The organism is Demequina ureilytica (assembly GCF_048553575.1).
Lineage (GTDB): Bacteria > Actinomycetota > Actinomycetes > Actinomycetales > Demequinaceae > Demequina.
In genome coordinates, this window is sequence record NZ_JBLZIE010000002.1 from 432,650 (window position 1) to 458,426 (window position 25,777).

Here is a 25,777-nt window from a genome sequence, read left to right on the forward strand (position 1 = left end):
TGGTGGGGCCCGTTCCGTGGGTCACGGTCCGAACCGAGCCATGTACTGCACCGTGGCGTCCTGGTCGGGTGCCATCGGCGATAGTTCGACGCTATGCCCGCGCATCGGCCCTGGCCTGGGACCTACGGCCCTCACCGGACAGGTCTGCAGCGACCGGGGAACCCGTGCGAGACTGTCGCTCGTCCCCCCGTCCGCGTCGATCCTTCCCGGAGCCGCCGTTGTCAGCCGTCACCTTCGTCTCCAATCCCATCCACGAGGGCTGGACCCTGACGCATACCGGTGGCGACGCCCCGTCCGACGTGGAGCGCGTGTCGATCCCCGCTCATGTCCCCGGCTCCGTGCCGCTGGACCTGGACCGCGCCGGGCTGCTGCCGGACGGCCCTCGCGAGGACGGCACGGCCGCTGACTGGATGAACTGGTGCGAGTGGCGCTACGCCACCCAGTTCGCGGCCACACCCGCGACGCCGGGCGAGCGTGTGGACGTGGTCTTCGACGGCCTCGACACCGTCGCCACGGTCAAGCTGAACGACATGGAGATCGCGCGCACCAAGAACATGCACCGGTCCTACCGGTTCGATGTGCGCGAACTGGTGGTCGGCGGCGCGAACGAGCTCACCGTGGACTTCGTGTCCGCTCTCGCGTATGCGCGCGGGGTCGACGCCGATGCGCGCCGCGGGGACGTCACGCGCGCCTACCGAGGAGTGCGCAAGATGGCGTGGGGGTTCGGACCATTTGGAGCCAAGGCCGCGCACACCGCTGGCATCTGGGGCGGCGTGCGGATCGAACGCTGGCGCGTGGCGCGGCTCGACGAGGTGCGCCCGCTGGTCACTCTCGACGGCGACTCTGGGCGTGTCCAGGTGCATGTGCGCGTGGAGCGCGCCGCGGGAGAGCCGCTGACCGTCTACGCCTCCCTCGCGGGCGCGGAGTCCAGCGCCCAGATCCCGCCGGGCGAGGTGTCGGGCGTCGTGACCGTCGAGGCGCCGAACATCGAGGCCTGGTGGCCTCACGGCCACGGCCCGGCGCGGCTGTACGACCTGGTCGTGGACCTGCACTCGACCGACGAGCGCCTGGACACGCACGCGCGTCGGATCGGGTTTCGCTCGGCCGTCCTCACGGGAGCGGTCAATGCGGCCGATGCGGGGGTAGAGATCCCGGATACGCCTCAGGTCTCCCCTCGCACCGAGCGGGTGAGCGTCACGGTCAATAGTCAGCCGCTCGACCTGCAGGTCGAGCGGTGGATGCCGCTCGACACGGTCCTGTCCCGGATCGCCGCCGAGGATGTGCGCGCACGGATCGAGCAGATGCGCGACGCCGGGGCGGGCGTGATTCATGTCGACGGCGTGGGCGTCTACGAGTCCCCCTTGTTCTACCAGACGTGCGACGAGCTGGGCCTATTCGTAGTGCAGGATCCTCCGTTCGTCGGCGACGGCTATCGCGCCGGTGCGCCGGTCCAGGGCGAGGCCATCGAGGAGACCCGCGAGCACGTGGCGCGGCTCGCGCCACACCCGTCGCTGCTCACCTACGGCACCGTCGAGGACCGCGCGTACGGGTCACTGGTGTCGGGCATCATCGCGGTGCTGGACCACGACCGGCTCACCACCTAGCGCTAGCCTGCGCGGGCACGACCCTCCGCGGCGAGCAGGATGCCGTCGCGGAACGCCGCGAGCGCCGTGACGTCGAACAGCGGCCACACCCGCCGCGTGACGGCGACGCTCGCCGTGCCGTCGGCCGACGCGCTCACCTCGGCAACCGCCACCCCGTCCACCCACGGTCGCGGATCGGCGGCGAGCCACGCGGCCGCTGCGTCCCGCATTGCGCCCTCGTCCAGCGAGACGTCCCCGCCGGTCGACGAGTAGTAACTGCCGGCATCGACCTCATCCGCAGCCGCGAGCGCGAGCTCGTCCGCAAGCGACGCCAGCCGCATCCGATCCACGTGCAGCTGGGTCGCCGCCGCCATGACCAGAAGCGCGACCACGGCGATGACCACCCAGCCGAGCGTCAGCAGCGTGACGTTGCCATCATCGGCCTGCGAGCGTGATCGCAGTTCCCGCAACCATCGGCTCATGGGGCGAACCCTTCGACGGGAGAGCGGCCGACCGCGGTCACCTCGACCGCGAGCGGCACCACCTCGACGACCACTCCCGGCACGCCCGCGAGCGGCACATCGACCCGCACCTCGGCGGTGATGGCTGAGCCGGGCTCGAAGCACGGGTCCGAGTCGCAGGCGAGACCGACGGTCGGGTCGCCGCGCACGGCGAAGTCCTCCAAAGCCATCGCCACCGCCGCCTCCGCGCGCGCGACCGAGGCAGCCCGAGCATCGGCCGGCGAGGCCCCGCTCTCCAGAGCGTCGAGGCCCGCGACCACCGCACCCCGCGCGGCTGCGCGGCTCGCCCCTTCTACGGCGAACGCGGCAGCCTGCAGTTGCGAGGCTGCGACGACCACGTAGATGACGGGCACCAGGATCATCACCGTGACTCCGAGGAACTCCACCAGGGCTGCGCCGGAATCATCGCCCCGCGGGCGCTCCCGCCTAGCCACGGCCGGCCTCGTCGAACGCGCGCGCTTCGACCCGCATGGTGCCCGGCCCCCACATGCCCACCAGCGGCACGTCGGCCTCGATCGTGACGACCACGACGTCGGCACCGTCCGAAGAAGAGTGGTCCGCTGTCGCAACGATCTCCGTCGCCCCAAGCGCCGATCGCGCCATCTCCTCGCTGCGCGCGACGCCGTCGGCAAGCGTTCGGTCTGCGCGCGCGGCGTGACGCGCCCCCTCGTACGCGCTGGAGGTCAGCGTGTTGCGCACGTGCAGAGCGAGCACGAGCTGGAGCACCGCGAGCCCGATGAGCACCACCAGGGTGCCCACGAGCACGAACTCGACCGCAGCGGATCCCTGCTCGCGGTCAACCGCCCGTGACGGATTCGATCGCATCGGTGAACAAGCCCTCGAGCGCTGGCCCCGCGAGTGCCCAGATCGCGGCCACCAGCCCCGCGGTCATGAGCGTGATGAGCACCCAGCCGGGCACATCGCCACGCTCCGGATCGTCATCGGTCAGTCTCGTCATCAATTGTTGGATCACGCTGTCCCCCTTTTGTCGTGCTGCATGGCGCCATCGTTTAACCCCCGAGGTCGATCGCGACCAAACCGGGGAAGACTGCGAAGACAAACTTCGTAACAGGGTAGGTTTTATCCTGCCTGGTACATTTGCGCTGGACGCCCCTGCCGCAAAGCCGAACCCGTCACTCGGGTGCCTTTGGCCCGCTTCCCCCTCCCGCGGACCGCACACCTGGTGCAGGTTCGGCCCGATCCGGAAGGTCTACCTGCCTACCCCCTTTGAACTCTGTTGGTTGCGGCTTGCCGGTAGGGTCGGCGGCGTGACGAGCCAACAACAACGCGCAGCGATCTACGCGCGCATTTCGTCAGACCTCTCTCAAGAGGCTGCCGGCGTACGTCGGCAGATCGAGGCGTGCCGAGAACTTGCAGCGCAGGAGAACTACGAGATCGTCAACGTCTACCAGGACAACGACATCTCGGCGATGAACGCCCGCAAGTTACGTCCCGGCTTTGAAGGGCTCATGGCGGAGGTTACGAGAGGCAGGCTTGACGCAGTCCTCGTCTGGCAGACCTCGCGGCTGGTGCGCTCGCGCCCCGACCGCGCAAGAGTGATCGAGACATTCCGCGAGGCATCCACGTCAATCGTTCCGGTCAAGGGCCCGCGTATGGACCTCACATCGGCCTACGGGCGACTAATCACCGATCTGATGACAACCTTCGACACAGCCGAGTCGGAGGTAAAGAGCGAGCGAGTCATCGCGGCAGCTGCGCAACGCGCCGCGGATGGACGTCCCGCATCGAAATTGGGCTTTGGTTGGCGCAAGGGCGCAGATGGCGCGTATGAGGTCGATCCCGGCGAAGCCGAAGTGGTGAAGCGCATCATTAACGACGTGCGCGCTGAGGTGCCATTGCGCGCGATTTGCAGGGCACTGAACGCCGAGAAAGTGCCCCTGCCGCGTTCGGGCGTAGCTTGGCAACCGGTAACGGTGCGATCGCTCGTGCTTCGTGCATCGAACGTCGCACAGCGGGTCCACCACATTGGTCGCCCCACCGAAGTCTTCTACGAAGCGCGTTGGCCGCCGCTCGTGGATACCAGGGCTTGGGAAGAGGCGTGTGCGGTCCTCAAGTCCCCCGACCGATTCACCCGTGTCCAGCGGGGCGCGCCGCGCAAGTGGCTCTTGTCGTACGGCGTGGGCGTCTGCGGCGTCTGCGATGGCCCCCTGCGGGGGAAGGCCATGAAGGACGGTCGCACACCCGCCAGGCCCACCTACCAATGCGATCGCCGCGGATGTGTTTCGCGCGGGTTGCTTCAGGTGGACGAGAGCGTGAGGGCTGCGGTGATTGCACGGCTCAGCCAGCCAGATGTCGTGGCAGGAGTAGAAGCCGCGCTGGCTCGCCGGCAAGACGACGACGGAGCCGCCGCATCCAAACTCAAGAATGTAGAAGTCAAACTCGAAGACGCCGCAGTGTTGTACTCCAATGGCACGATCACTGCCCTGCAGCTTGCGACGATCTCAGACAGCCTGGTGCCCGAACGAAACCGGCTCGCCGCGCTCATGCCTACGAGCGCGCCGAGCGGGCTGTCTGCCGTACTCGCGGCAGCGGGAGGAATCGAGGCGGTGTGGGACGTTGCGACCGTCGTGGAGCGGCATGCCCTGCTCGAAGAACTCGGTGCTTGCGTCACGATTTTGCCAACGGGCGGAGGCCGCTTCAAGCCCGCAACGCTCACGGTCGAGTTCGCGTTCTAGTCGAGATTTGCAGTGCCCACAACCAGGACAGAGCGAAGCTCGCGCACAATGCACAGTCTCGTCGAGTCCGTAGGAGAGGGGCACTAAAGCGGCGCGTGCCCGTTCCCAACGGAATGACAGACTCAGAGAGTCGATCGGCCCTGAACCGGCAGCAAGTCCGCACCAATATGCGCCGGACGCGTGGACATCAGCGGGTCACGAGGTGAGATGCCCGAAGCGCCGTCACCGCGTAAGTCCGCTCCGCGTCTGTCTTGATCCGGCTGTGGCGCGCGTAAACGCCCTGTCGGCGAAACGCACGAGCCGACCATGGTGGAGCGTCGCGCCTGTCACGGTCTAAGCGGCTTGGTCCTCCCGTTGCCGCGATTCAACACGCTCAATTAGGTCAACTATGGTTTCAGCTAGACGCGCGACGCGCGCGTCCGGGTGTACAGCGACGTTGTTGTCGTCCATTTTGGTGCTTCACGCTCCGCGTGAGGCGGGTGCCGTCATCCGCTGGCAACCCGGCGCGATACCGCACGCCTGCCGTGTTGGGGCCATCCATGGCATCCCCGACTAGCGTGCGCGGCCAAGAACCGGTGTCTGCTTGCCACAGCATCCGGCGAGCCGACGCGTTGAGCCGCTCCGCAGCTCAACATCGCGTCAACTTCTAGCCAACGGTAGCCGCACGTCGTCCTTGCGCTCTGGAACTACACGCGGCGCGTATTCATACGTCCTTCTTCTTCGTCACGGTCCGAACAGGGCGTTCAATGCGGCGTGGATACCTTGCACCCGGGCAGATCGCCCTGCCAGTCCGCTGTCCCGGACTGCGACGAGATTTGGGAGTGCAGATGGTCGATCCATACGCCTTCGTAAGACGGCTTGCCCTCTTGTGGCCACAGGGTCGCGGGCTGGTCCAGGATGCTCCGAGTCCTTTGACCATGGGCTCGACCGATGTCCCTCGCACCCCAGTCTCGGCTGGGACGCCGTCGGTCCGCCAGGCAATCGGCGGTGACCCGCGAGTCGCGGCTGTTCTGGGAATCTTGGCCGGTGACACGGCGAAAGAATCGCTAGTCGCGGCCCGCGACTCATGCACAGTTTCTGCAGCGGAGCTCTCCGCCTTCGCGAGAGGTGGCCGCCGAGTGATCGCGCAAGCGCGCCCACGGCTTCACGAGCGCGGTATCGAGGTCGACGGGATGACCACCGTTGTCGAATCGTTGCTCGCCGGCCACGCAGACATCTCAATGGCAGCACAGCGCCTGGGAACAAACCGCAAGATGCTTATCCGCTACAAAGCGCGCTACATCGCCGCCGGCCGTATTGAACTCAACAGTACTTTCGGTCCAAGTGCCGGGGTGACGAGTTCTCCGAGTGCCTAAAGGATGCCCGCCGCTGTGGGATGTCAGTCCTGCACGGGACGATCTTCGCGGACAGGGAGGTGGCGGATGGGTGAGCGTCTAGTGGTGGCACCCGGGGAGCTCGATGGTGCGTGGGCGGGAGCCGACATCATTGTTCCTGGCTTGCCGTCTCGGGTGAGGTGGACGGTGCGTTCGGACGCCACCCTTGCCGCGCTGGAGCAAGCGTCGAGAGCGATCGGCCGTGTCGAAGGTGCCTTCAGAAACACGTCTAGCTCGATCGGGGGCATCTACTACGCGCTAGCGATATCCGCCGCATCATCGGCTTCGCTGGTCGACGGGAAGGTGCAATGGTCGCGGGTGCGCCAGCATTTCTTGCACGATCACCGGGACGTGAAGGGCCTTTCGGGCGATGCGCTTGCGGCGGCACTGCTGCGGCAATCAGTGGGTCTGGGTAACGCGACGGCACATGGCCACCGCGACCCCGTGCGGCGGTACCAAGGGGCGTTGGATGCGTGGCCGTCTGCGATCGGATCGGAGGGGCCGTTGCCGCGGCGGTTCGCCAGAGAACTGGCGGCAGACCTCGCCTCCTGGGTGCCCCACGGAAGCGAACCCCCGATGGCCAGGGCCGCGCTCGCGATGATGACGGTTGCTGCTGTCGACCCCGATTGCGGGTCAACGGGAATCGCGGCACGCATGCTGTTCTCAACCGTGCTTGAGGACGCCAAGGGTGTGGAGGAATGGATGTGCCCGCCCATCTCGTGGGGTTTCCTCGCGGAACCTAAGGATTCGTGGCAAAGGGTTGCGTCTGTCTTGGCCGTCGAAGGTGAGCCGGACCCGCATGCTGTGGATCGTGCGCTCGGCGAGGTTTTTCTCGCGGTCGCGCGAAGCGGCGCAGCGTCGCGCTACATGGTCGAACACGCAGGGCGGTACGCGATCGAGCAGGCTGGTGGCCGCCACAGCAAGACCTTTACGCCCAGGCAGAAGCTCCTGATCGACGCGCTGGTGGGGTTGCCCGCGCTCACTGCCGGTCAGGCGGCCAGGGTGTCGGGGCTTACGGAACGTGGGGTGCAACGGTCACTCAAGGTGCTTGTGGCGGCAGAGATCGCTGAAGTGCGCCGCACGCGCAAGGGCGAGGAGTTCTTTGTCGCGACACGGCCGATGACGATGTGGCTCGATGCCGTGAACTGCTACCCGCTACCGGGCGAGCCTTGGCCAAAGGTGCAGTAGATCCACGCTCTGGTGGCGAGGTCCATGAATCTGGTCGCATCCCCGACGCGGCGCAGGTCCTCTAGTGCCTGCCGGTAGTACTCAGAGATGAGTGTGTGCCGCGGGTACAGCATGTCGTCAGTCTCGTTGATGGGGGTGGCTGTTCCGAGGCTCAGCATGGGCCGTGGGAGGCCGTGAGCCACGACGACGCCGGCCGCCCAAGTCCGGGCGAGAGTGTCGTCCGTGCCGCCTGCGATGGCGGCGGCCGCGAATGCGTACGCGCGCTCCACCACGCAGACGATTCTCGGATCCGGAGCGAGATGGCCGGGGAGATGTGGAAAGCCTCCGTTGGCCAGATTTCGCAGTGCCAGATCTCGAACGTGTCCGTGGATCCGGCGTATCTCGCGCACTCGGCTGATGAGGACTTCGCGCGAAAGCGTTTTCGGCTCGACCGACGAGTTGATGAGACTGTGTGGAAGGCAGAGATCTGCGAACTGCACGGCAGTCGCGTCGATCTCGAGGTCGACCGCGATGTAGGTGTCCCACTGGCGTCGGCGCACATGCATGGCGTCCGCGCGTCTCCACAAGGCAACGAACGCCGCCGGGTCGAGCACGGTGGTCGCATGGGTGCCGCGCAGTCCGAGGCGGCGGCGCACGCCGAGGGTGTCGTACCGAACTGTCTGCGCACCCGCAGGGGGCAGATGCCGCGCCGGGTGTAGGTCATCGCCTGACCTCAGTGCTGGGCCGGGTGCGCCCCAGAGCAACGGAGAGCATGCCTCTGTGTCGAGCTCGGGTGGCGTGGCGGTTGATGTCGTCATGCGCGACTCCTAGTCGATGTTCGGGTAGAGCCGGAGGGCGACGGTGACGGGCATCGCGTCCAACGCCGGGAAAGGGTCCTCTGGACGCTCGGATGTGACCAGTAGGTCGTGCAAGTGCTGTTGTGCGTCCGCGTTGTCGAGAGCGACACCGGCCTCGTCGTGGGCCCAGTGCGCCCAAGCCTCGTCTCGATCCAACTGCTGCCCATCCCGCCAGTACTCGGCGTATTTCCCGGGGGCAAAGACTGCTGCGCCCTGGCGGCGATGCAGGCGGCCCTCGTTCCAAAATTGCGCCTCTTCGCCCCACGACACCGCTGGAGCGTTGTCACGGTGCAGCAGGCCGCGGTCATTCGTGTGGGCCCAGTGCTCTGGGTCGCGGTAGATCGCTGGTAGGCCGCCGCCACGGCGCACACGGCCGCCAGTCGCCCACACCTTTAGGTCCGGCGCGATCAGGGCTGGTCGGTCGCGATCGGCTCGACCGAGGCGTCCGTGGCGGTCGAGCCAGCGGACATGCGTCCACGGCTGTGCAGACTGTCCCCAGCTCCCGTAGGGAAGTCCACGGTCATCCTCGAATCGATATGCACCGCTGGGCGTGGGGTGCAGCAGGCCGGCGCTGAGCGCGCACCGCCGGCACTGGTCTCGTTCGTGGTCAACGGTGTGGAGGCCCCTCACCGAGCACCCGAAACTGTCGAACCGAGCGGGGTCCAGAATCCGGGCGAGGTAACGCGCAGTTCCAAGCGCAAGGTCTTGGCGGCTTAGGCTCATGCGAATCATCGGCCGTCCCGTACCGTTAGCCGGCCACGCGGGAACGCGGCAGCCCGCGCGCCGGCCGGCCGGGACCGCGCCCGGTGACCGCCTCGTCGGCGTCCGTTCGCTTGTCTGCTCACGCCTCGTGTCTCCTGTCGTCGTGCCACGGGTAGTTGATACGCGACCCGGACAGCCTGTTCTGCGCTCTGGAGTCGCTCCACCAGGGCTCCTAGTTGGGGTGGAGGCGTAGCTGTACGGCCAGCGCAATGGGGTCGATTTCTTGACGTGCAACATCGACGGCACCCGCGTCGACAAGGGCGCTCCACGCCTCCGCGTTGTCCGGAGCCAACGTCGGACGATCTGCGGCTTCGGTGTAGTGGCGCAACACGCTCCAGCGGCTACGCACGTCATCAAACTTCTGGCCGCGGAGGAAGTACTCTCCATTGGTGGCTTTGAAGCCGTCCATTGAGACAAAGGGTTCGCGGGCAGGCCCGTCAATTCGGTGCAAAGCGCCGCGCTGCCAGTACTCGTCAGGTCCCGATGCCCAACCTGCGTACGGACGCGGATACTGAATTGCGGGACCGCTCGTACGGTTTCGGACGCCGTTGCTCCAGAATTCAAGAGTGCCGTCAGCGTGCACTCTTGCTGGGCCGTCTTCCCTGGAGAGCCGCCCGTTGATGTACCACTCCTCGACGGCCTGCTCACTCTCAGGGAGCCCACTCAACCGGTGACGTCGCCGCACCGGCCGGCCTCGATGGTCGCGCGTGGCGAGCCCATCGACATCGGGCTCCACGTACAAGACCTCGCCAGGTTCGCGCGCTATACGTGCTGGAGCGCCCTCGCGGTGGAGATCTCCGCCAAACCACCATTCCTCGACGCCGTCGTCATAGACAACAGGGGGCAGGCCGCCGAGGCGTTCAAGGTCGCCAGCAGCGTTGCAATAGAAACGCACACCAAAGAGCGGGGAGTATCTAGAACCATCACCACACTCCTCGCGCAGCGCATCTCGGTTCCATATGGCAATCGCTGCTTGCACCCCACGCCCCCAATCGCTCCGTCTGTGGACGACACTAGGAGCCAGGGCTGACACGGCTTCGAAGGCATGAGTTCCGTGAGTTCGAGCGCGCGCGAGCCGACACAGGTCCATTCAGGTGTGAACCTCAGCGCCGTTTACACGCGCTCGGGTCGCCCCTGGCCTCGTCGTGTGCAATCTCGTCACCGTTGCTACGCCCGACACCATGCGCAAGTCGCGGTCTCGCACCAGCGCTAGGGAATCTACCTTCTCCGCTCGCGGCTCGAGCGCAGGGAGAGGGCTGAATCCGCGCTGATCGCGGTTCTAGCGGACTGCTATCTCGTCGGCGCGGTACTTGCCGATCAGACCGAGTAGCGAGCCGAGACAAAGCGCTACATCGGACTCAGGGTCCTCGCCCGCTACCGACCCGGTTCCGTCGCAGACACTGACGCCGAACATGTAGTTGTCGCTCCACTCGCACTCACCGCTGCGCGCAAGGAACCGCCACACCACATCCCGGGGTTTGGCTCTCGAGTTGGCGGAGGTGACCATTGCCGAAACCGAGGCCGGTAGCCGTTCCTGCAGTCGCAGCCGGCGTTGGCGACACTATTTGCGCCGACGGCCCTTCGGAACACTCAGTTGCTCGGCGGCGGTCAGTTTCGCGTACGAGGCGAACAGAGCCTTCAGACGTGCCTCGTTGTCGGTGTTGCCGCTGAGGCCGAACACGACGTCGACCGCCTTGTCGAGTTTCCGGTGTGCGGTGAGTAGCGCCGGGTCCATCGCGAGTGGTTGGTAGTGGTCGGCGAGCGAACGGCCGGGGTGTAGCGCCCGGGCCGCAAGCACTGCCTTGCCGCCCGCAATGATCGCTGCGCGCTGGTCAGTGTTTGGCTGCGGCAGTGGAAAGGTGTTCCAGGTAAGGGTGTTCGAGAATCGCAGGTCCGATTTGATGCGACCGCCGACTGCCTTCTGCCAAGCGATGAAGCCGGCGGACGAGAGCAAAGCGAAGGCGTAGCCGTCTGGGTCAGAGCACTGGAAGTTGGCGTCACCGTTGATCACTTCGGTGTTGAGGTGCGCTACAGGGAAATAGTTGCGTGACTGGCTCACGTGGCGCGGGATGGCCACGTATCCGCCTTGGGGTAGTCGAATCTCCTGAAACAGATGAGGTGTCCCAGCAGACTGCTTTGTGCTGGCCTTGTTGGACTTCTCCCGCATGGCACGCACACCCTCGAGCCGGCGCGTCAGCTCCGCGGAGGCCGGCACGTCGGCGGGGTCCAGATCGCGCAACCAAAGGCACCACCGGTCAATCCCCTGAACGAGCTCCTTTGCTCCTACGAATCGCCGGAGGTACTTCGCCGCCACGGCATCACGGCGCACGTTATCAATCTCGTCCGCGGAGACGAGCAAGTACCCGTCGTCGGTGGGCTTTGACCCATACTCAACAGGCGGCAACGCGGCAATTGGCCTGCGCCGAGGTAGGACAAGGGCGTTCGCACCGTCTGCCAGATACGCATTGATCCGATCTCGCACCTCGACTCGCTGCGCGGGCCCGCGGATATCTTCGTAGTCGAACAGCGTGGCCGGTCGGCGGGGGTGCCTATCGAAACCGACAATCGTGCAGTGTACGGCCGCGGCGCTTGGTGCCTCGGAGGTCCAAGCGAACGTGCGGTGGGCGAACTTGATGCGCCATTCTTGTTGGAACAGGTAGCCGAACAGAGTGGGAGCCTGTTCGCCTTGGGTGATGGAGTTGGTGGATACGAACGCAAACTCACCCGCATAGTCGTCACGCTCGAGCAACGCAGCGGCTTTGACATACCAGGCAGTCACGTAGTCGAGGTGACTCGCGTGGTTGCCTCCCCAGGCCAGTGCGAGGTCCTCAGTCTGGTCGACGGTGCGCGTGGACTTCCCGAGGAACGGCGGGTTGCCGAGGACGTACAGGTGTTTGGTGGGCGCGACTACTCGCTCCCAGTCGGTGCGGATCGCGTTGCCGACGTACATCGTGTCGACCTTCGTCAGCGGGAGGGTGTCCGGGCCCTCGCCGAGCGCGAGAGCCATCGCTTGATTGGCTTGGTGCTCGGCCAGGTGGAGTGCAGTGCGAGCGATCGCAGCTGGCCACTCCTCGATCTCGATGCCATGGAAGTGGTCGAGGGTGACGGGGAGCTGCTCTTCGAGGAAGAACATCTGGTTGGCCTCTTGCTTGCCGCCGAGCGCCTGCAGTCGCTCGAGAATCTCCAAGTCCAAGCGCCGCATCTCGCGGTAGGAGATGACGAGGAAGTTGCCACAGCCTGCGGCGGGGTCGAGGAAGCGTAGCTCACCCATCTGCTTGCGAAGTGCCCGTAGCTTGGATGCGTTGTGGAAACTCTCGTCGAACCGGCTGCGCAAGTCGTCTAGAAACATGGGGCCAATGAGCTTGAGGATGTTGCTCTCGGTCGTGTAGTGCTCGCCCAATTCGCGACGGGCCTTCTTGTCCTTCACGGCCTGGAACAGTGAGCCGAAGATGGCGGGACTGATCTCGGCCCAGTTGAACGCGCAGCACTGCAGCAGCACCGAGCGCATCGACGAGCTGAATGACGGTATCGACAGTTGCTCCTCGAAGATCCCGCCGTTGACGTAAGGGAAGCGTTGGATCAGTTCGTCGAGGTGCCTGTTACGGGCGTCAATAGGGCGATTCATCGCCTGGTAAAGCTGAGCAAGCGCGCTACCGAGGTCGGAGCCGTCAGGGTTGGTACGCATCTCGATGAACTCGAGGAACTGGTCACGCTCCCAGACCGCTGCATCGTCGGCGTAGAGCGCGAACAGCGTGCGCACCATGAACACTGAGGCTTCGTGGTCCGTGAAACCGGAACCCTCGAGCTCGCCCCAGAGGTCCGCCATGAGTTGAGCGGCGCGTATCGACGCCTTCTCTTGCTCGGCGGAGCCGAAAGTCCGGGTGCCGTAGCCGGCGAGGAATGCTAGGTCGTCGGCGTGACTCGGCATGTCGTCGAGATCGAACTCGACTGCGTCAGCGAGAGGGCGCTCGAGATCGAGGATGCGGAAGCGCCTGAAGTCGGACGTGATGACGTAACGCGGCATCTCGACGTCGGTAAGGCCCTCAAGGTAGTCGGTGGCCTGAATTTCCGCGCTCGCGAGATTCTTGCCAGCGGACTTCATCTCAATGACCGCTAGGCCGGGGATGAGAGCGTCGATGTAGCCCTGTTTGCCAGTCGACTGGCGTTGCGCACGGTACTCGTAGAGACCGGCTCGGTTGTCTGTGATGCCAAAAACGTTGAGCAGCTCCCGCACGAATGTCTGCGCCTCACCGCGCTCGTACCCTTCAGCATCCCGCCACGCTCTGGCGAATGCTGCGGCGTTCTTGCGGATCTGCTGGAGCGATGGGGCTTTGGGCATGGACGCGAGGCTATCGGTTATGTGCAGGCGCAGGGACGTGGCGATTTATTAGTGAAAGTTCGTCTCGACGCCCGACGCTGCCTCAAGCGCCCTATGGCGCACCAGGGCCATGCTGCGGTAGGCGCTTCCTCGCTCGGGCACAGAGACTTGGCGGGCGACGGAGGGCACGCTGCGGCCGCCGAACGTCGGGCGCTACGATTAGGTGCCATCCAACGCTGAGGGGCGATACCGTGCGCGGTCAACGATTGACATCGATGCTGGCGCTGAGCGCGCTGGCCTTCACTCTTGCGGTGGCGGCGGCACCTGCCGCAAGCGCGGCCACGATGACCGCCGCTGGGGTGCTCGCTGAGCTACCCGTACGGGCAGAGACGCAGACCACGACGTACAACCGCGACGACTTCGACCACTGGATCGACGCCGACTTCGACGGATGCAACACCCGGTACGAGGTCCTGATCGATGAGGCAGTCGCCGCGCCGTCGGTGAGCGCAGGATGCTTCCTCACCGGTGGCCAGTGGGAATCGTTGTTCGACGGTGTCACCACGACCGACCCCTCGACGTTCGATGTGGACCACATGGTGCCGCTGAAAGAGGCGTGGATCTCCGGCGCGTACGGCTGGACCTCCAAGCAGCGCGAGAACTTTGCGAACGACCTTGGTGTGGACTACGCGCTGATCGCCGTCTCCGCCTCGTCAAACCGCTCCAAGTCCGCTCAGGACCCCGCGAACTGGCTGCCCCCGGCTGCCTCGTACCGCTGCACGTATGCGCAGGAGTGGGTGCTCACGAAGTACCGGTGGTCATTGTCGATCGACTCGGCAGAGAAGGCCGCCCTCGAGTCGCTAATGTCCGGTTCGTGCGGGTCCACCTCGGTGACGCTGCCTACCGTCATGGTGACCGACACGACCCCGACCCACTCGTTCGACGACATCAAGTCCAGTTCGCCGTTCTATGACGAGATCATGTGGCTGGCGAGTGAGCGCATCTCGACCGGCTACACGGACGGAACCTTCAAGCCTTACTCGCCGGTGACCCGCGATGCGATGGCGGCGTTCATGTACCGGCTTGCAGGAGAGCCGACGTTCAACCCGCCCAAGGTGTCACCCTTCAAGGACATCACCACAAGATCGAGCTTCTACAAAGAGATCACGTGGCTGGCGAACACGGGCGTGACCACCGGCTACAAAGATGGGACGTATAGGCCTTTCCAGCCCGTCACCCGTGACGCGATGGCGGCGTTCATGTACCGCCTTGCAGGCGAGCCGTCGTTCTCGGCCCCGTCGAGGTCACCGTTCAAGGACATCACGACCAGGTCGAGCTTCTACAAGGAGATCAACTGGCTTGCCGACGAGGGCATCTCTACGGGCTGGAGTGACGGCACCTACCGGCCTTTCCAGTCCATCGAGCGCAACGCGATGGCCGCGTTCATGCACCGCTTCGACGGCACCGTCGGGGTCGGCTCCAACCTCTACCCATCGAACCCAGGCAACATCAAGAACTGTTCTGATTTCGACACGTGGCGTGAGGCGCAGAACTGGCACGACCGCTACTACCCGTATTACGGAGACGTCGCAGGCCTTGATGGTGACGGCGACGGGTACGCCTGCACATCGCTGCCCGGTGCACCGTAGGGCCGCCTCGTGGGCGTTCCCCGTCAAGGAGCCCTCGCATACGTCCCCTTGGGTCGACTTCGAGGCCTTGCGCGAAGTCGGCGCACCAACCCGCAGTTCCCCAACGTCGACGGGGCCCGCACGCTTCGGCCCGCTCGGCGATACCTAGCCGCCGGGTCACGGCGCATCCACTTCTGCAAGGTCATCGGATGGATACCGAAGTCGTGGGCGAACTGCTCGAGCGTGACTCCGCTTTCACGACCGCGGGCCACGCGGACCACGTCGTCTCGGAACTCTTGGGGATAGGGCTTGGGCACAACAACATCCTTCCAGGCAGCCCCGAAGAGCAAGCCAGATCAGATGTCACCTACTGCTGCGGCAGACCCGGCTGCCCGGAGGCGGCTTGACGTCACTGAACGTGTCGGCAGGTCGTGTCAACACCCGCGACAATCAAGCGACCTCACGTGAGCGGCCGCTGTCGGCGCTCGGCCGCAGAACCAACGCCTATCGGACACGGTGAAACCACCTATGGGCACTCGCGCGGCGGGGCAACCCCGGCGGCAAGGCACTACGGAGGGCGGTCCGAGCGGAATCGCCCGCTCTCGCGCAATCGGTGCCAGCGGGCCTCCGAGAAGCCCCGGTCTCGGCGACCACGACGGACCGACGACTCGACCGTTTGACCGCGCCGTGCGCTGAGCTCAGATCTGTTCGTCAATTGCTCGTGAGCGAACGGATCCACCGTCATCGCCGAAGGTAGTTCGCGCACGGTGGAGTTGAAGAGGCTGCGCCACGTTCGGCACGGCGCGGGCTCCGAACCCTGGGCGGCTCGCGCGGCGAACTCGCGCCGTTGCTCATGGAGTCGCTTGCGCGTGAGCCCGCCCACGCTCCACCCGTCCGTTTTGCCCGACACCTGGCGCGGAACACCCCAATGCGTGTGGTGGTAACCAGCGCAATGACCAGTCGTGGGTTCGCAGTCCGAGCATGGCGAAGTGTTCGCCGCCTCGCCTAAGCGGGACCAGTGGCTCGATGCTCGTCCGCGACGATCCGGGGTCAGTCGGCGCAGGGCACCTGCCATGTAGGCCGCGGTGTTGCGCGCACTTTGGCGAACGGTCGCGGCGAGTTCGGGCGGGTCGAGGATTTCGCCAGGCCCCTGGGCCTCCGAGACCAAGTCGTGAACGACGACATCCGCGAACGCGATCGCTGTGCCTTCTCGTGTCTTGATGCCGCGCCTGGCAAAGGCGCTCTCAATGGTTTCCGCTGTGAGCCCGGAATCCCCAGGGCATCGCAGGAGGGCGTGGAGGTGAAGAGCACCACGAGCCTGCAGGTCGAGCACATGAAGCATCGCGAAGGCGCTCTCGTCGCGCTTGAGGGAGCGACGGACGCTCTTGACCAGCGCCCGCACGTGACCGTTAAACAGCGCTTGACCGGCGTAGTCATACTCATCCTCCGCCAGTGGCACGCCGACGAGGTCCCGATCGCGTTCCTCGCAGTGCTCGACCCCACACGCGCACAGTGCGCTCCCGTGCATGGCTTGAGGAACCTCGTGCAGAGGCCCGTAGCTCGGTCCAGTGGCTGTGATCCAGAAGAACTGGCTCTCATCGTCGGCAGCGTCGATGCCAGCGGCCGCGATCTCCATGGTGTCGCGGAAGTAGACGTTTGCACAGTGTGTGCAGCGCTCATCGCTCCGGGACCCGCACGCGACTGCTACGAACTCATCGTCTGCGCTCCGGCGAGTCGTGATCGGGCGACTACAACGCGAGCGGTCGAGTACCGGCTCAGGTACTTCGTCCTCGGCGATTTGATCTGCGGGCTCTGGTGAGAGGCGTGCCCCCTCGGCCGCAATCTCCCAGGCTCCAACACTCTCGTGGTTCTGATTCGCTATAAGAGATGAGAGGTAGGGCCCCCGCTGATCATCTTGTTTCCGCGGCCGCGCTAGCGACCGGTGCGACGCACCAGGCTGCACATCGAAACCGAGCGCGAGCCACGCGGTGCGGCGGCGTGAAGTGCAGCACACACAAGTGGCTGCACTCACTGATGCACCTGCCCTTTGTCGACCTGTTCGGAGCCGCGGACCCCGAGAATTTCCTGCTCTACCCATCGACCGGCGCACGCACCCGGATAGGATTTCGAGTGCCCGATCTTGGCCGTCTTCTCTCCGAGGGATAGGCAGAAGCTCGCGCAGGTCCGAGGGCACCTAGCACCGTCGAACTTCAGTCGTCGCAATCGCCACCGCCGACACCGCCATCTGCCCCATGGCGGCATCGCGTGCTGCTGCATGGTCGCTGGCACGCGAGGGCGCGACAAGTGGGTCAACCTACGGGGACGGTTGTTAGGAGTTTGCTTGCGGAATCTTGGCTTCCGAGGTGACACGCACCTGATGTCCGCGGTCACGTGGGTTCGTTGAGCCCGAGGTGCACCTGGCCGTCACGCAAGAGTTGCGTCAACCAGGGGTCCGCATGGGCGGCTCACGCGCGTCGTCGTCGGCAGCATAAGAACCGCGACCATTGCGTGCGGTGCGAGGGCCGCGGCGTGAGCGCGGCCCGAGGCACGTACACCAAGTGTGGGCAACCTATAGGGAGGGGCGCAGGCCAGCAGTAGGGGGCACTTTTGCCCCAAAACACGCTCAAATCCGGACAGTTCCAAGCACAACGAAACCGCGTTGCTCTCTTCACCCGTCTTGGCCGCGAAAAGCGGCCGTCTCCGGTCCTAGTCGGCTTCCTCGGAGCACCTCAGACGCGGACGGAGGTGCCACTACTTGGCCGCATACGTGCCCGCGCCCTTCAATGCTGTGTAAACGGTTTGCCTGGAGACCCCCAACTCTCTCGCGACACGAGCGAGCGGAACTCCGAGCCCGTAGATCTTCTCGCGGGCATCATCCACCTGCTCCACGGAGAGTTTCGGGCTGCGGTCGTACACGCCGCGCGCCTTCGCCAGCGCAATGCCCTCGGCCTGGCGATCTCTTGTGTTCGCGATTTCGAGCTCGGCGAGGGCCCCGAGAAGCGTAGTTAGAAATTTGCCATGGGCCGAGTCGGTGTTGAGGCCAGGGCTATCGACGAACTCGACATTGATACCGTCGGCACGGAACTGCTCGATCAGCTTGAGAAGGTCCACAGTCGATCGTGCGAGTCGGTCCGCGCTCTTCACTCGGACTGTGTCGCCATCACGCACGTAGGAGAGCAATGCTTGTAGTTGGCTACGCTCCGTGGATCGTCCGCTCGCCTTGTCGATGAAGAGTGTGTCCACGTCGCCGAGGGCTGCGAGTTGCCGAGCTTCGTTCTGTTCCGCAGTACTCACGCGTGCATAGCCAACGAGTTTCCCGTTGTGTCCAGTCATATCTAAGACCTCCGGACACATTCGTACACCGATGCTCTGACACACCCTGATTGACGCGGGCCCTCCATCGGCCTCGCGCTGTCCACGGGGGTACGCCTGCTTGGACGGTGTGGACCTGCCAACCCGCGCTGAGCCAAGTACCGCCCCTAGGCGCAAATGACTTCGCTAGTCCTTCGACACACGGAAATGGCGGTCCTCAAACCTGGCGATCCATCGCCGCATCGCGGGCAAGTGCGGTACGAGGGAGACGGCCAAGCGTAGGGCCCCGTACACGAGACCAGCACCCACGAATGTTGCGACGGTCGCAACTATGTGGTCGGAGAGGGTAACGAGGAGGCTGGCCTCGAGGCTAACTGTTGGAGAAACAAGGACGAAGCCGACTATCGATACACCCGCGGCGATGAGCGCGAAGCGTGCAGCGGTCGGTCGGCGACGCTCGACTTCGAGAAACGCACGGAACGGGCTGGACTCGTTCACCGGCTCCTTGCGCCAGTAGTAAATCAAGAACGATTCACCCCTTCTGCGCGAAAGTCGACGCCCCAGATAGTTCTCCCACACGTGGCGCTCCAGAGGGCGAACATAGCGCGGCTCAGGGCTCTTACGCTGCTCCTTTAGGCGCGAAGACACTACGACGAAGAAGTTCACTTGGGCGAGGGGTATGGCGAGCCGCTCAAAGTTGACTTCCGGCCTCAGCACCGGGAGGTCTCGGAACTCATGAACCCTTAGGTCAGCGATAGCAAACGAACGCCTTTGACCGATCCGCTGCCAGGACCAGGCTCGGCCGGTGTCGGCGACCCTGAACCTCACGCGAAGGTAGTACTCCTCACCCTCCTCCACTGGCTGCTCTGAAACCACTGAATAAACCGTGTAGGCCTGACTGTTCTCTCCAACGGCGAAGACCTCTGAGGTCTTCATGTCGATTTCGAGCAGGCTCACGCGTCCGTCCCCGTCGTCATACTCGTATACAGACGAGGATGTCTTTCTGGGCGCGTCAGCACTGTTGCCAAATACAAGATTTGCGGTGCGGGCATCGCCATAGAAACGATGCGCTAGGTCGGTCACCGAGTCTTCGATGCGGAATGGAACACCGAGCCGTAAGCCAAGCTTTTCGCGGGACTGCACAGAAGACGTGATGGCAACCTTGAGGCCAATGTCGCAGAACACGACTCGGCGGCCGGGGAAGCCAGGCAGGATCCAGAGGTTTGCGTCGAACTTGAGCACATCGAACTTCGGGGAATCGGACCCGGCCGCGAGAACACTGAAGAACCCCACAAGTCACCTATGAGACAAGGACTCTTTGGCGAAGGATCAACTCAGGGTCAAATCCGGAGGCTATATACCATTCGGGACGCCACTCAAGAACGACCTCGTCCTTCGCCTCGCCGTACCGATCAAGGTCCACCGCGACGGTTCTGAATCCGCGCCTCGAGAACAACGGCAATAATTCTTCAACGCGCTCGCGCCGAACCGTGACGCACGTGGTCTCCAGGCGCGACCGAAGCCACGACGAGATCCGCGAATCGAGTAGAGCAGTCCCTACTCCCGCCCGTCGAGATCGTGGAGCGACCCAGAAGGTAGCGAGTTTCAGTCGCCCAGCACCCTTTGCCGCTTCAGATACGAGCGCGATAGGCTGCCTCGCCCCCACCCACGGCAACGCGACAAAAGCGGTGGGAGGTCCAGCAACTGAAGCTTCGAGTTTGAGCCTCAACTTGAACCAGCCGTCGGGGTACAACTCGTCTACGACTTTGCCCACGGTAGGCGCGAGACGCGAGATGTCCGAAGCGATCACCGGACGCAGCAACAGGGACCCCGTCGGCGTGGCGGGGTCCACATTGGCGTGGAGATTGGCCTCGTTCATCTGCAACAGAGCGTAGACCATGGGCGGCGGAACACTCGTTGAACCGCGCGATCAGGCATATCGGTTGCCATATTCATTCGCGAGATTTAGGAGGTCACCGCCCTCACCAGTCTGACTCGAGTTCGAAGGCGAGCCGAACTAGGCTCGGAACCGGCCCGTCCGCTTTGTATCGCCCGGTGTACTCGCCTGTCGGCACTTCCCGTGGAGGGGAGAGCTCGCGCAGCCAGGCGTGGCGGTGCGACCAGCGCCGTCCGTTGCGTGTCGGGCGAGACGGGGAACCGTCACCGCGCACGGGAGCTCTTGACCCCTGACAGTCACTGCTGTACTCAGCGATCTCGTGGAAGAATGGATACATGACGACCGCGCCAGCGAGTTCACGGCGACCCCCTAATGATGTTGAGCACGTAAGACTGTTTCTTGAGTCCGTCGCTGAGTACCGGGAACTGGCCGAAGCGTTCCCCCTGCCGGCAACCGAAGAGACCATTCCTGCCCCTGCGCATGACCATGCGCGCAAGTGGGCGAGAGTGGTGCGCGCCGCCTCGCTACGCAAGTTCGTTTTGGGCGAGGGTGACAACGTGTACCTTCCCCGTGTGGTCGGGGCGGCACACCGCCTTGCAAAGAGTCATATTGTTCTCCCGCGCCAAGACCAGATGCGCGACTCGCTAAGCACGGGCCTGGCAATGCGCTACTACGGCCTTGAACGGTCTCCTGATGATGTGCTGGATGACTTCTTGAACGGAACCCTTCTCCATACCGACTACGGCAGAAGAGCACGACAGACGGGTGTAAAAGGGTTCGAGATTGAGTCGTCACTTCATGAGTGGACCTCGGCTGCTGAGCAGGTCTTGACGACGATCCACCGGATGGTCGCGCAGGCAGTCGTGGAAGGGCGGCTAGCTGGGATGCACCCCGACGAAGCCCCGTCACGGGAGTTGTGGCCCCCGCCACCCGGCTGAGTCCCGACAAGCGTGCATAACGTCAGCGACGTAGCAAACCCGCGTGTGCTGGGCGATTACGCGTGGTCAGGCACCCTGTGCTCTTCTGCGTGAAGTGGCTACGCTGACGGCACGGTGATTGCTTCAACGCTCAGTTGTCACACTCCACCGTTGACAACGGCAAGTAGTTTGCAACGCCCCGCAACAACAGATTCGCACCTATAACCGCGCAGGTCCCTCGGCGTCCGTACTGGGCCAGGGAAAGCGCAAGGGCCGCAGCTAGCAGTCACAAGGCGGATCAATGCCCTCGACCCTCTCATCCGGAGCCCAGCGCCATGGGCGGCAGTCATTTTTCGCGCCTCTGCTCAGGTGTATTCGGAGCCACGATAGAAGTATCAGGTCCGATAGGGTGCACGGAAGTTTCGCAAATCACTTCCCACGGAACGTTTGTTTCGGCGTCTCCAGCCTGCGAATCGGTAGAGTGCGAAGAGCATCGCGGCTCGTCTCGCTACGCAGGTGACGTGTTGAGGATATCGAAGTTGGGGGAAGAATGGCTCACGATTGGTGTGGCAACCCGCGCGCGCGTCTCGAGGAGAGTGCGTGATGGGGATCCTTCCAACCTCGCAGGGAAGACAGGGGCGGGTAGTTCATCTCTCGCAAAACCAGCACAACGTTGTGCTCGGAACGGCCGGCAGCGGCAAGTCGACTATGGCGGTATTGCGTGCCCTGTATCTCTCATTGCCGTCCACGCGCAATCACGGACCCGTACTTTTGGTGACTTACAACAACACCCTAGTTACATACCTCGAGTACTTGAGCAAAAACCTACCCGCGAACGTGACCGTGCAGACCTATGGACGCTTCGCTAGGGGGTACCTACACTCAATGGGCCTCATGAACTGGCAGGGAATCGCTCAAGGTGACCAGGTACGCAGTCTGATTGACAGCGCAGTGCAGGCGGTGCGCGCCGAAGGCGGAGAGAGCGCCGTGCTCGACCGTGACCACAAGTGGATAGAGGATGAGATCCACTGGATTAGCGGAATGGGGTTCTCTACCGAAAGCGAGTATCAGCAGGCGGCTCGCGTGGGCCGTAAGACCCCCCTCCCGGCGGGCACGCCTCGATCAATCGTATGGGCCGTCCGACAGCAGTACCGCACGCTTAGAACCGCGGCTGGTAGGGACTATGACTGGTATGACATCGCCTCGGCCGTGCGCGGAGCGATCGTCAATGACAGTCGAGAGCCCATGTATCGGCACATCGTCATCGATGAGGGTCAAGACCTTTCGCCGGAAGCGATCAGATCTCTCGCAGAGGTGGTGGATCCTGACGGCTCGGTCACCTTTTTCGGTGACTACCACCAAGCTATCTACGGGCAAGGTCTCTCCTGGCGCTCGTCCGGCTTGGATCTCAACGGCCGACAGGTTGAGAAGTTCAATGACAACTATCGCAACACGCGCGCTATCGCTGAAGTCGCGATCGCAATGGCGGACTCTGGCCACATGAACTCTGGTGATCTCGACCTTGTACCCCCTAGAGCTCCGAAGGCAGCAGGAGGAAAGCCGACATTGATCACGGCTGCGTCTCGAAAGGCCGAGATCGCCTGCATCCGTGAACTCATTGAGGACGCGGCGAATGACCAGTCTGTTGCGGTGTTGACCCACACTAGGGCCGAGGCTGAAGCAGTGGTGCGAGGATTCTCGTATACCAGCATCGCCAAGAACTCTCTAGTTTGGGACGGCAGCCCCGGCATTTATGCCGGCACGCTCTACTCCGCAAAGGGACTCGAGTTCGACTCAGTCTTCCTGCCATTCCTGGACGATGACATCTTCCCCCGTGCAGAAGTTCTGGCTGCCTTTGGCGACAGTGAGGCATGTGCTCGGGAAGCACGCCTCCTCTACGTAGGCATTACTCGAGCGCGGTCCCGGCTGGTAATGTCCCACAGCGGCACAGTCACTCGCTTGCTCCCGGAGAACTCGGGCCTGTGGGAGGTGGTCGCGGCGTGACTTCGGTCGAAGAAGCCCTGTCGAGTCTGCCCGTGACGCGGCTCGCTCACTTCACACCCGCATCCAACCTCGGCGGAATCCTCATTGACGGGCAACTCCGCGCTGCGACAGACCTCTCAGAGGATCGCGTGCAACACCATGCTGTCACCGACGAGATTCGCATTGATGGCCAACGCGACCTAGTTTGCTGCTCATTCGAGTATCCGAACCCGTTCTACTCCGCGATCGCTCGCAAGAAGTCGGGCTTCAAGAACTATCCGACTTGGGTGTGCCTTCTTCTTGACCGCGAGCTCACCACCCGAAGCGGCACGAGGTTCTACCCATGCAATGCAGCCAAGGGCTCGGGCGGGCACGGTGATGCCGGCGGTGATGCGCTGCTTGCGATGTGGAAGTCACCCTCGCCGGTCGGCGCGTATCAACGCCGCACCCTACATCACCCTGCTGTTCCGACGGATCTTCAGGCGGAAGTCCAGGTGCCTGGACCGGTTCCCGTATCGGCCATTCGTGCGATCGTGGTGGAGTCAGCAGAAGTCGCCGACGAGCAGTTCCGTTGGCTCCAACTTTGCGACGCACGGCCTGAGCGTTTTGAGTGGAGAGTTGCCCCACTGTTCTTCAGCCGCGATGGTCTAGCGGTTGCGATACAGAGCGGCACACCCGTAGCTGAGATTGTGTACGAACCGAACGGGGGCGCTCCATGATCTCAAAGCACGAGGGATCCGACTATCAGACGAGCGTGGAGCATGAGAGTCTCGACTTCGGCCCCCGGGACTCAGAAGCCGAGGGACTCGCCGGTGGTCTTACAGCGTCAGACGCGAACACGAACGCCCCTGCGGGATTCGCGCACAATCAGCCGTCGTCTGCCCACGTGGAAGATCACAACGAAGCGGAGCCCCTGTTGACGCGGAGTCTGCTCGACCACGACCGGGTTGTCGGGCTCATCGTCGCCTCAGCAGTGGGCGATGCTTTGGGTTGGCCACAGGAAGACCGTAGCCAGATCATTGGCGGCGACACCGCGCGGTCAGTGCGTCCGAGGCCTGACTTTCGCGGATGGCATAGGACGGCAGGCAGTCAGTACGCACGCTATGTCGACCCGGTCTTTCCGGGAGAGTACAGCGATGACACTCAACTTATGCTCGCAGTCGCCCGCGCGTGCGCCCACGACGATTGGGCGACTTGGCTGACGCGGGTTGAGTTGCCGTTCTGGCCGGTCTACCAGCGAGGAGGCGGACGTGCAATTCTCAGTGCGTCCAGGGCGTGGAGCGAGGGCCGGCCGCCCTGGGAACTCAGTGGCGCTACTGACAAGTCACGATCGCAGTCACGTGGGCGCGTAGCGAGGTACTTCGCCAGTGGCGCTAACGGTGTCGCTATGCGTATCGGTCCTCACGCCGTTGCGACAGCCCACGATCCCGATGAGACTCACCTGATTCGTAGGGTCATCACAGACGGTATAGCCACGCATGGACACCCGCGGGCGCTGCTCGGCGGCGTCATTCATGCGCTCGCGTTAAGGCACGCACTGCTGAAAAACGAGACTCTTGACTATGGCGAGTTGATCTCCTACCTGCGTCAAGATCCGGAATGGCGGGACCCGAGCCACTTCAGAGAGTCCCTTCCGCACGCATGGCTTGAAGCGCGTCAGGCGACGGCTAGCGACTCCGCTCGACTTGAACCAGAACAACTCTGGAATGAGACTTGTGCGGAGGTCGATATCCTTCTCGACTGCGCACAGGACGGGCTAAGAAGGGGTGCCACAGCGAACGACCAGCAGGTGCTCAGTGAGATCGGCGTCTTTGACAAGAGCCGCAGCGGGGCAGGCACAGTCACCGCCGTTGCAGCCGCTTATGTTGCGGCGCGCACAGCCCCGAGACCGATCGGCGGTCTCCTTCGCACGGCATACCTGCGCGGGGCCGACACAGACACTCTGTGTTCGATGACGGGAGGACTTCTAGGAGCCACACACGGCACTGGTTGGTTGCGCGGACTCCTTGAGCAGGTCCAGGACGTCGACTATCTCATATCACTCGCGCACACACTCGTCCATATCGGAGACGGGGGCGAGCCGGCGACCCACTACAGCGTGGCAGAGGATCTCACCAGCGCCGCGTCGACTCGGCGCTGGCAGAAACGCCTCTTCGAAGGGCATTCCGTCCATCAGTCGCCCGATGGGAGGCGCGTTACTGTTGAGCGGATTAGTCCACTCGAGACACGTACGAAGCAGTTCATGGCGCGCGCTGTCCTGCGCACAGATGACGGCCAAACGGTGATCGTCGATCGCACGTCGCGAACGCCAATTCCCGGACTGGGATCGCGCAGAGAGCCCCCGGGACCACGCGTTGAGGATCGGGATACTCGCAGTCTGCCCGGCAGTGACTGGCATCCAGTCCCCCACGCTTCAATAGCTGCAGTCGAACTTCGCGTTCCCGACATTGAGAGCACTGCGAGCTTCTTGGAGCGATTCCTCGACATGAGGATTAACTCGCGCTCCGTCGACCGAATCGTAGTAGACGCCCGCGTGATTCTGGCACCAACGCACGATAGCGACATTGCCGCTTCGAACGCACCAGTGGTCCATGTCCATAGCGATGATCTCAAGGAAACCGCACTCGTTGTCGCTCGAGTCGACGGTGCTGCAACGCACTGGTCGGAAGACGGCGCGGTCCTCTGGATTCGGGAGCCCGGTGGGCTCCGACTCAGAGTCACTAAGCGATGAACCGCTGGGCAGCCGAAACTGACCGCCGCTTG

General features: G+C 64.0%; 21 protein-coding genes. 10 read left to right on the top strand and 11 right to left on the bottom strand.

Features of this window, described 5'->3' with window-relative positions:
- Positions 1-218: 218 nt before the first annotated feature.
- A complete protein-coding gene (locus ACNI3K_RS08790; protein ID WP_419391503.1) occupies positions 219-1,604 on the top strand; it encodes a glycosyl hydrolase 2 galactose-binding domain-containing protein in 1,386 nt (461 codons plus the stop codon).
- 2 nt (positions 1,605-1,606) lie between these two features.
- Here the strand turns inward: ACNI3K_RS08790 and ACNI3K_RS08795 are convergent, their stop codons facing one another.
- Genes ACNI3K_RS08795 through ACNI3K_RS08810 form a run of 4 tightly spaced genes read right to left on the bottom strand, consistent with a single transcriptional unit; the run spans position 1,607 to position 3,062 of the window.
- Complete coding sequence (locus ACNI3K_RS08795) at positions 1,607-2,065, bottom strand: pilus assembly protein TadG-related protein (protein WP_419391504.1); 459 nt, start codon at positions 2,063-2,065, stop codon at positions 1,607-1,609.
- Complete coding sequence (locus ACNI3K_RS08800; RefSeq protein ID WP_419391505.1) at positions 2,062-2,538, bottom strand: pilus assembly protein; 477 nt, start codon at positions 2,536-2,538, stop codon at positions 2,062-2,064. The genes ACNI3K_RS08795 and ACNI3K_RS08800 overlap by 4 nt, the downstream gene beginning before the upstream one ends.
- The gene (locus ACNI3K_RS08805) at positions 2,531-2,929 is read right to left on the bottom strand and encodes a TadE family protein (protein WP_419391506.1); all 399 of its coding nucleotides are present in this window, start codon (positions 2,927-2,929) and stop codon (positions 2,531-2,533) included. Before ACNI3K_RS08805 ends, ACNI3K_RS08800 begins: the two co-directional genes overlap by 8 nt.
- The gene (locus tag ACNI3K_RS08810; protein ID WP_419391507.1) at positions 2,901-3,062 is read right to left on the bottom strand and encodes a hypothetical protein; all 162 of its coding nucleotides are present in this window, start codon (positions 3,060-3,062) and stop codon (positions 2,901-2,903) included. The genes ACNI3K_RS08805 and ACNI3K_RS08810 overlap by 29 nt, the downstream gene beginning before the upstream one ends.
- A gap of 310 nt (positions 3,063-3,372) precedes the next feature.
- Here ACNI3K_RS08810 and ACNI3K_RS08815 point away from each other — a divergent pair, with 310 nt between their 5' ends.
- The 3 genes from ACNI3K_RS08815 to ACNI3K_RS08825 all read left to right on the top strand — a co-directional run bounded on the left by ACNI3K_RS08815 (position 3,373) and on the right by ACNI3K_RS08825 (position 7,361).
- Positions 3,373-4,800 carry a recombinase family protein gene (locus ACNI3K_RS08815; protein WP_419391508.1) on the top strand — a complete coding sequence of 476 codons (1,428 nt, stop codon included), beginning with the start codon at positions 3,373-3,375 and terminating at the stop codon, positions 4,798-4,800.
- Between the two features lie 1,172 nt (positions 4,801-5,972).
- Positions 5,973-6,155, top strand: coding sequence for a hypothetical protein (locus ACNI3K_RS08820; RefSeq protein WP_419391509.1), 183 nt, complete (start codon positions 5,973-5,975; stop codon positions 6,153-6,155).
- Positions 6,156-6,221: 66 nt separating this feature from the next.
- Entirely contained in the window at positions 6,222-7,361 is a 1,140-nt protein-coding gene (locus tag ACNI3K_RS08825; protein WP_419391510.1) for a hypothetical protein, read from the top strand.
- On the opposite strand, the gene ACNI3K_RS08830 is transcribed toward ACNI3K_RS08825, so the two are convergent.
- From ACNI3K_RS08830 to ACNI3K_RS08845, 4 genes are all read right to left on the bottom strand, one after another.
- On the bottom strand, positions 7,322-7,954 hold the full coding sequence (locus ACNI3K_RS08830; RefSeq protein WP_419391511.1) for a hypothetical protein: 633 nt from the start codon (positions 7,952-7,954) through the stop codon (positions 7,322-7,324). The genes ACNI3K_RS08825 and ACNI3K_RS08830 overlap by 40 nt on opposite strands.
- A 213-nt stretch (positions 7,955-8,167) precedes the next feature.
- Complete coding sequence (locus ACNI3K_RS08835) at positions 8,168-8,920, bottom strand: hypothetical protein (protein ID WP_419391512.1); 753 nt, start codon at positions 8,918-8,920, stop codon at positions 8,168-8,170.
- 211 nt (positions 8,921-9,131) lie between these two features.
- The gene (locus ACNI3K_RS08840; protein WP_419391513.1) at positions 9,132-9,938 is read right to left on the bottom strand and encodes a hypothetical protein; all 807 of its coding nucleotides are present in this window, start codon (positions 9,936-9,938) and stop codon (positions 9,132-9,134) included.
- Between the two features lie 582 nt (positions 9,939-10,520).
- Positions 10,521-13,298, bottom strand: a complete 2,778-nt coding sequence (locus tag ACNI3K_RS08845; protein ID WP_419391514.1) for a DNA methyltransferase — start codon at positions 13,296-13,298, stop codon at positions 10,521-10,523.
- 254 nt (positions 13,299-13,552) lie between these two features.
- Here ACNI3K_RS08845 and ACNI3K_RS08850 point away from each other — a divergent pair, with 254 nt between their 5' ends.
- Entirely contained in the window at positions 13,553-14,926 is a 1,374-nt protein-coding gene (locus tag ACNI3K_RS08850; protein ID WP_419391515.1) for an S-layer homology domain-containing protein, read from the top strand.
- A 188-nt stretch (positions 14,927-15,114) separates the two neighbouring features.
- Positions 15,115-15,312, top strand: coding sequence for a hypothetical protein (locus ACNI3K_RS08855; protein WP_419391516.1), 198 nt, complete (start codon positions 15,115-15,117; stop codon positions 15,310-15,312).
- A 161-nt stretch (positions 15,313-15,473) separates the two neighbouring features.
- Here the strand turns inward: ACNI3K_RS08855 and ACNI3K_RS08860 are convergent, their stop codons facing one another.
- The 3 genes from ACNI3K_RS08860 to ACNI3K_RS08870 form a co-directional block, all read right to left on the bottom strand.
- Entirely contained in the window at positions 15,474-17,003 is a 1,530-nt protein-coding gene (locus ACNI3K_RS08860; RefSeq protein WP_419391636.1) for a replication initiator, read from the bottom strand.
- A 653-nt stretch (positions 17,004-17,656) separates the two neighbouring features.
- Positions 17,657-18,238 carry a recombinase family protein gene (locus ACNI3K_RS08865; protein ID WP_419391517.1) on the bottom strand — a complete coding sequence of 194 codons (582 nt, stop codon included), beginning with the start codon at positions 18,236-18,238 and terminating at the stop codon, positions 17,657-17,659.
- A gap of 165 nt (positions 18,239-18,403) precedes the next feature.
- Positions 18,404-19,510, bottom strand: a complete 1,107-nt coding sequence (locus tag ACNI3K_RS08870; protein WP_419391518.1) for a hypothetical protein — start codon at positions 19,508-19,510, stop codon at positions 18,404-18,406.
- Between the two features lie 939 nt (positions 19,511-20,449).
- On the opposite strand from ACNI3K_RS08870, the gene ACNI3K_RS08875 reads away from it, so the two are divergent.
- The 4 genes from ACNI3K_RS08875 (at position 20,450) to ACNI3K_RS08890 (ending at position 25,745) form a co-directional block, all read left to right on the top strand.
- A complete protein-coding gene (locus ACNI3K_RS08875) occupies positions 20,450-21,052 on the top strand; it encodes a hypothetical protein (RefSeq protein ID WP_419391519.1) in 603 nt (200 codons plus the stop codon).
- A gap of 582 nt (positions 21,053-21,634) precedes the next feature.
- Complete coding sequence (locus tag ACNI3K_RS08880) at positions 21,635-23,035, top strand: 3'-5' exonuclease (RefSeq protein ID WP_419391637.1); 1,401 nt, start codon at positions 21,635-21,637, stop codon at positions 23,033-23,035.
- Positions 23,032-23,733 carry a DarT ssDNA thymidine ADP-ribosyltransferase family protein gene (locus ACNI3K_RS08885; protein WP_419391520.1) on the top strand — a complete coding sequence of 234 codons (702 nt, stop codon included), beginning with the start codon at positions 23,032-23,034 and terminating at the stop codon, positions 23,731-23,733. The genes ACNI3K_RS08880 and ACNI3K_RS08885 overlap by 4 nt, the downstream gene beginning before the upstream one ends.
- On the top strand, positions 23,730-25,745 hold the full coding sequence (locus ACNI3K_RS08890) for an ADP-ribosylglycohydrolase family protein (protein WP_419391521.1): 2,016 nt from the start codon (positions 23,730-23,732) through the stop codon (positions 25,743-25,745). The genes ACNI3K_RS08885 and ACNI3K_RS08890 overlap by 4 nt, the downstream gene beginning before the upstream one ends.
- The last annotated feature ends 32 nt before the right edge of the window (positions 25,746-25,777 follow it).

Excerpts from the sequence above, each read along its gene's own strand:
- ACNI3K_RS08880 (WP_419391637.1), top strand. The coding sequence starts at position 21,635 with ATGGGGATCCTTCCAACCTCGCAGGGAAGACAGGGGCGGGTAGTTCAT.
- ACNI3K_RS08890 (WP_419391521.1), top strand. The coding sequence starts at position 23,730 with ATGATCTCAAAGCACGAGGGATCCGACTATCAGACGAGCGTGGAGCAT.
- ACNI3K_RS08865 (WP_419391517.1), bottom strand. The coding sequence starts at position 18,238 with ATGACTGGACACAACGGGAAACTCGTTGGCTATGCACGCGTGAGTACT.
- ACNI3K_RS08825 (WP_419391510.1), top strand. The coding sequence starts at position 6,222 with ATGGGTGAGCGTCTAGTGGTGGCACCCGGGGAGCTCGATGGTGCGTGG.
- ACNI3K_RS08855 (WP_419391516.1), top strand. The coding sequence starts at position 15,115 with ATGGATACCGAAGTCGTGGGCGAACTGCTCGAGCGTGACTCCGCTTTC.
- ACNI3K_RS08850 (WP_419391515.1), top strand. The coding sequence starts at position 13,553 with ATGCTGGCGCTGAGCGCGCTGGCCTTCACTCTTGCGGTGGCGGCGGCA.
- ACNI3K_RS08875 (WP_419391519.1), top strand. The coding sequence starts at position 20,450 with ATGACGACCGCGCCAGCGAGTTCACGGCGACCCCCTAATGATGTTGAG.
- ACNI3K_RS08820 (WP_419391509.1), top strand. The coding sequence starts at position 5,973 with ATGACCACCGTTGTCGAATCGTTGCTCGCCGGCCACGCAGACATCTCA.
- ACNI3K_RS08810 (WP_419391507.1), bottom strand. The coding sequence starts at position 3,062 with ATGACGAGACTGACCGATGACGATCCGGAGCGTGGCGATGTGCCCGGC.
- ACNI3K_RS08845 (WP_419391514.1), bottom strand. The coding sequence starts at position 13,298 with ATGCCCAAAGCCCCATCGCTCCAGCAGATCCGCAAGAACGCCGCAGCA.
- ACNI3K_RS08795 (WP_419391504.1), bottom strand. The coding sequence starts at position 2,065 with ATGAGCCGATGGTTGCGGGAACTGCGATCACGCTCGCAGGCCGATGAT.
- ACNI3K_RS08805 (WP_419391506.1), bottom strand. The coding sequence starts at position 2,929 with ATGCGATCGAATCCGTCACGGGCGGTTGACCGCGAGCAGGGATCCGCT.
- ACNI3K_RS08860 (WP_419391636.1), bottom strand. The coding sequence starts at position 17,003 with ATGGGTAGAGCAGGAAATTCTCGGGGTCCGCGGCTCCGAACAGGTCGA.
- ACNI3K_RS08835 (WP_419391512.1), bottom strand. The coding sequence starts at position 8,920 with ATGAGCCTAAGCCGCCAAGACCTTGCGCTTGGAACTGCGCGTTACCTC.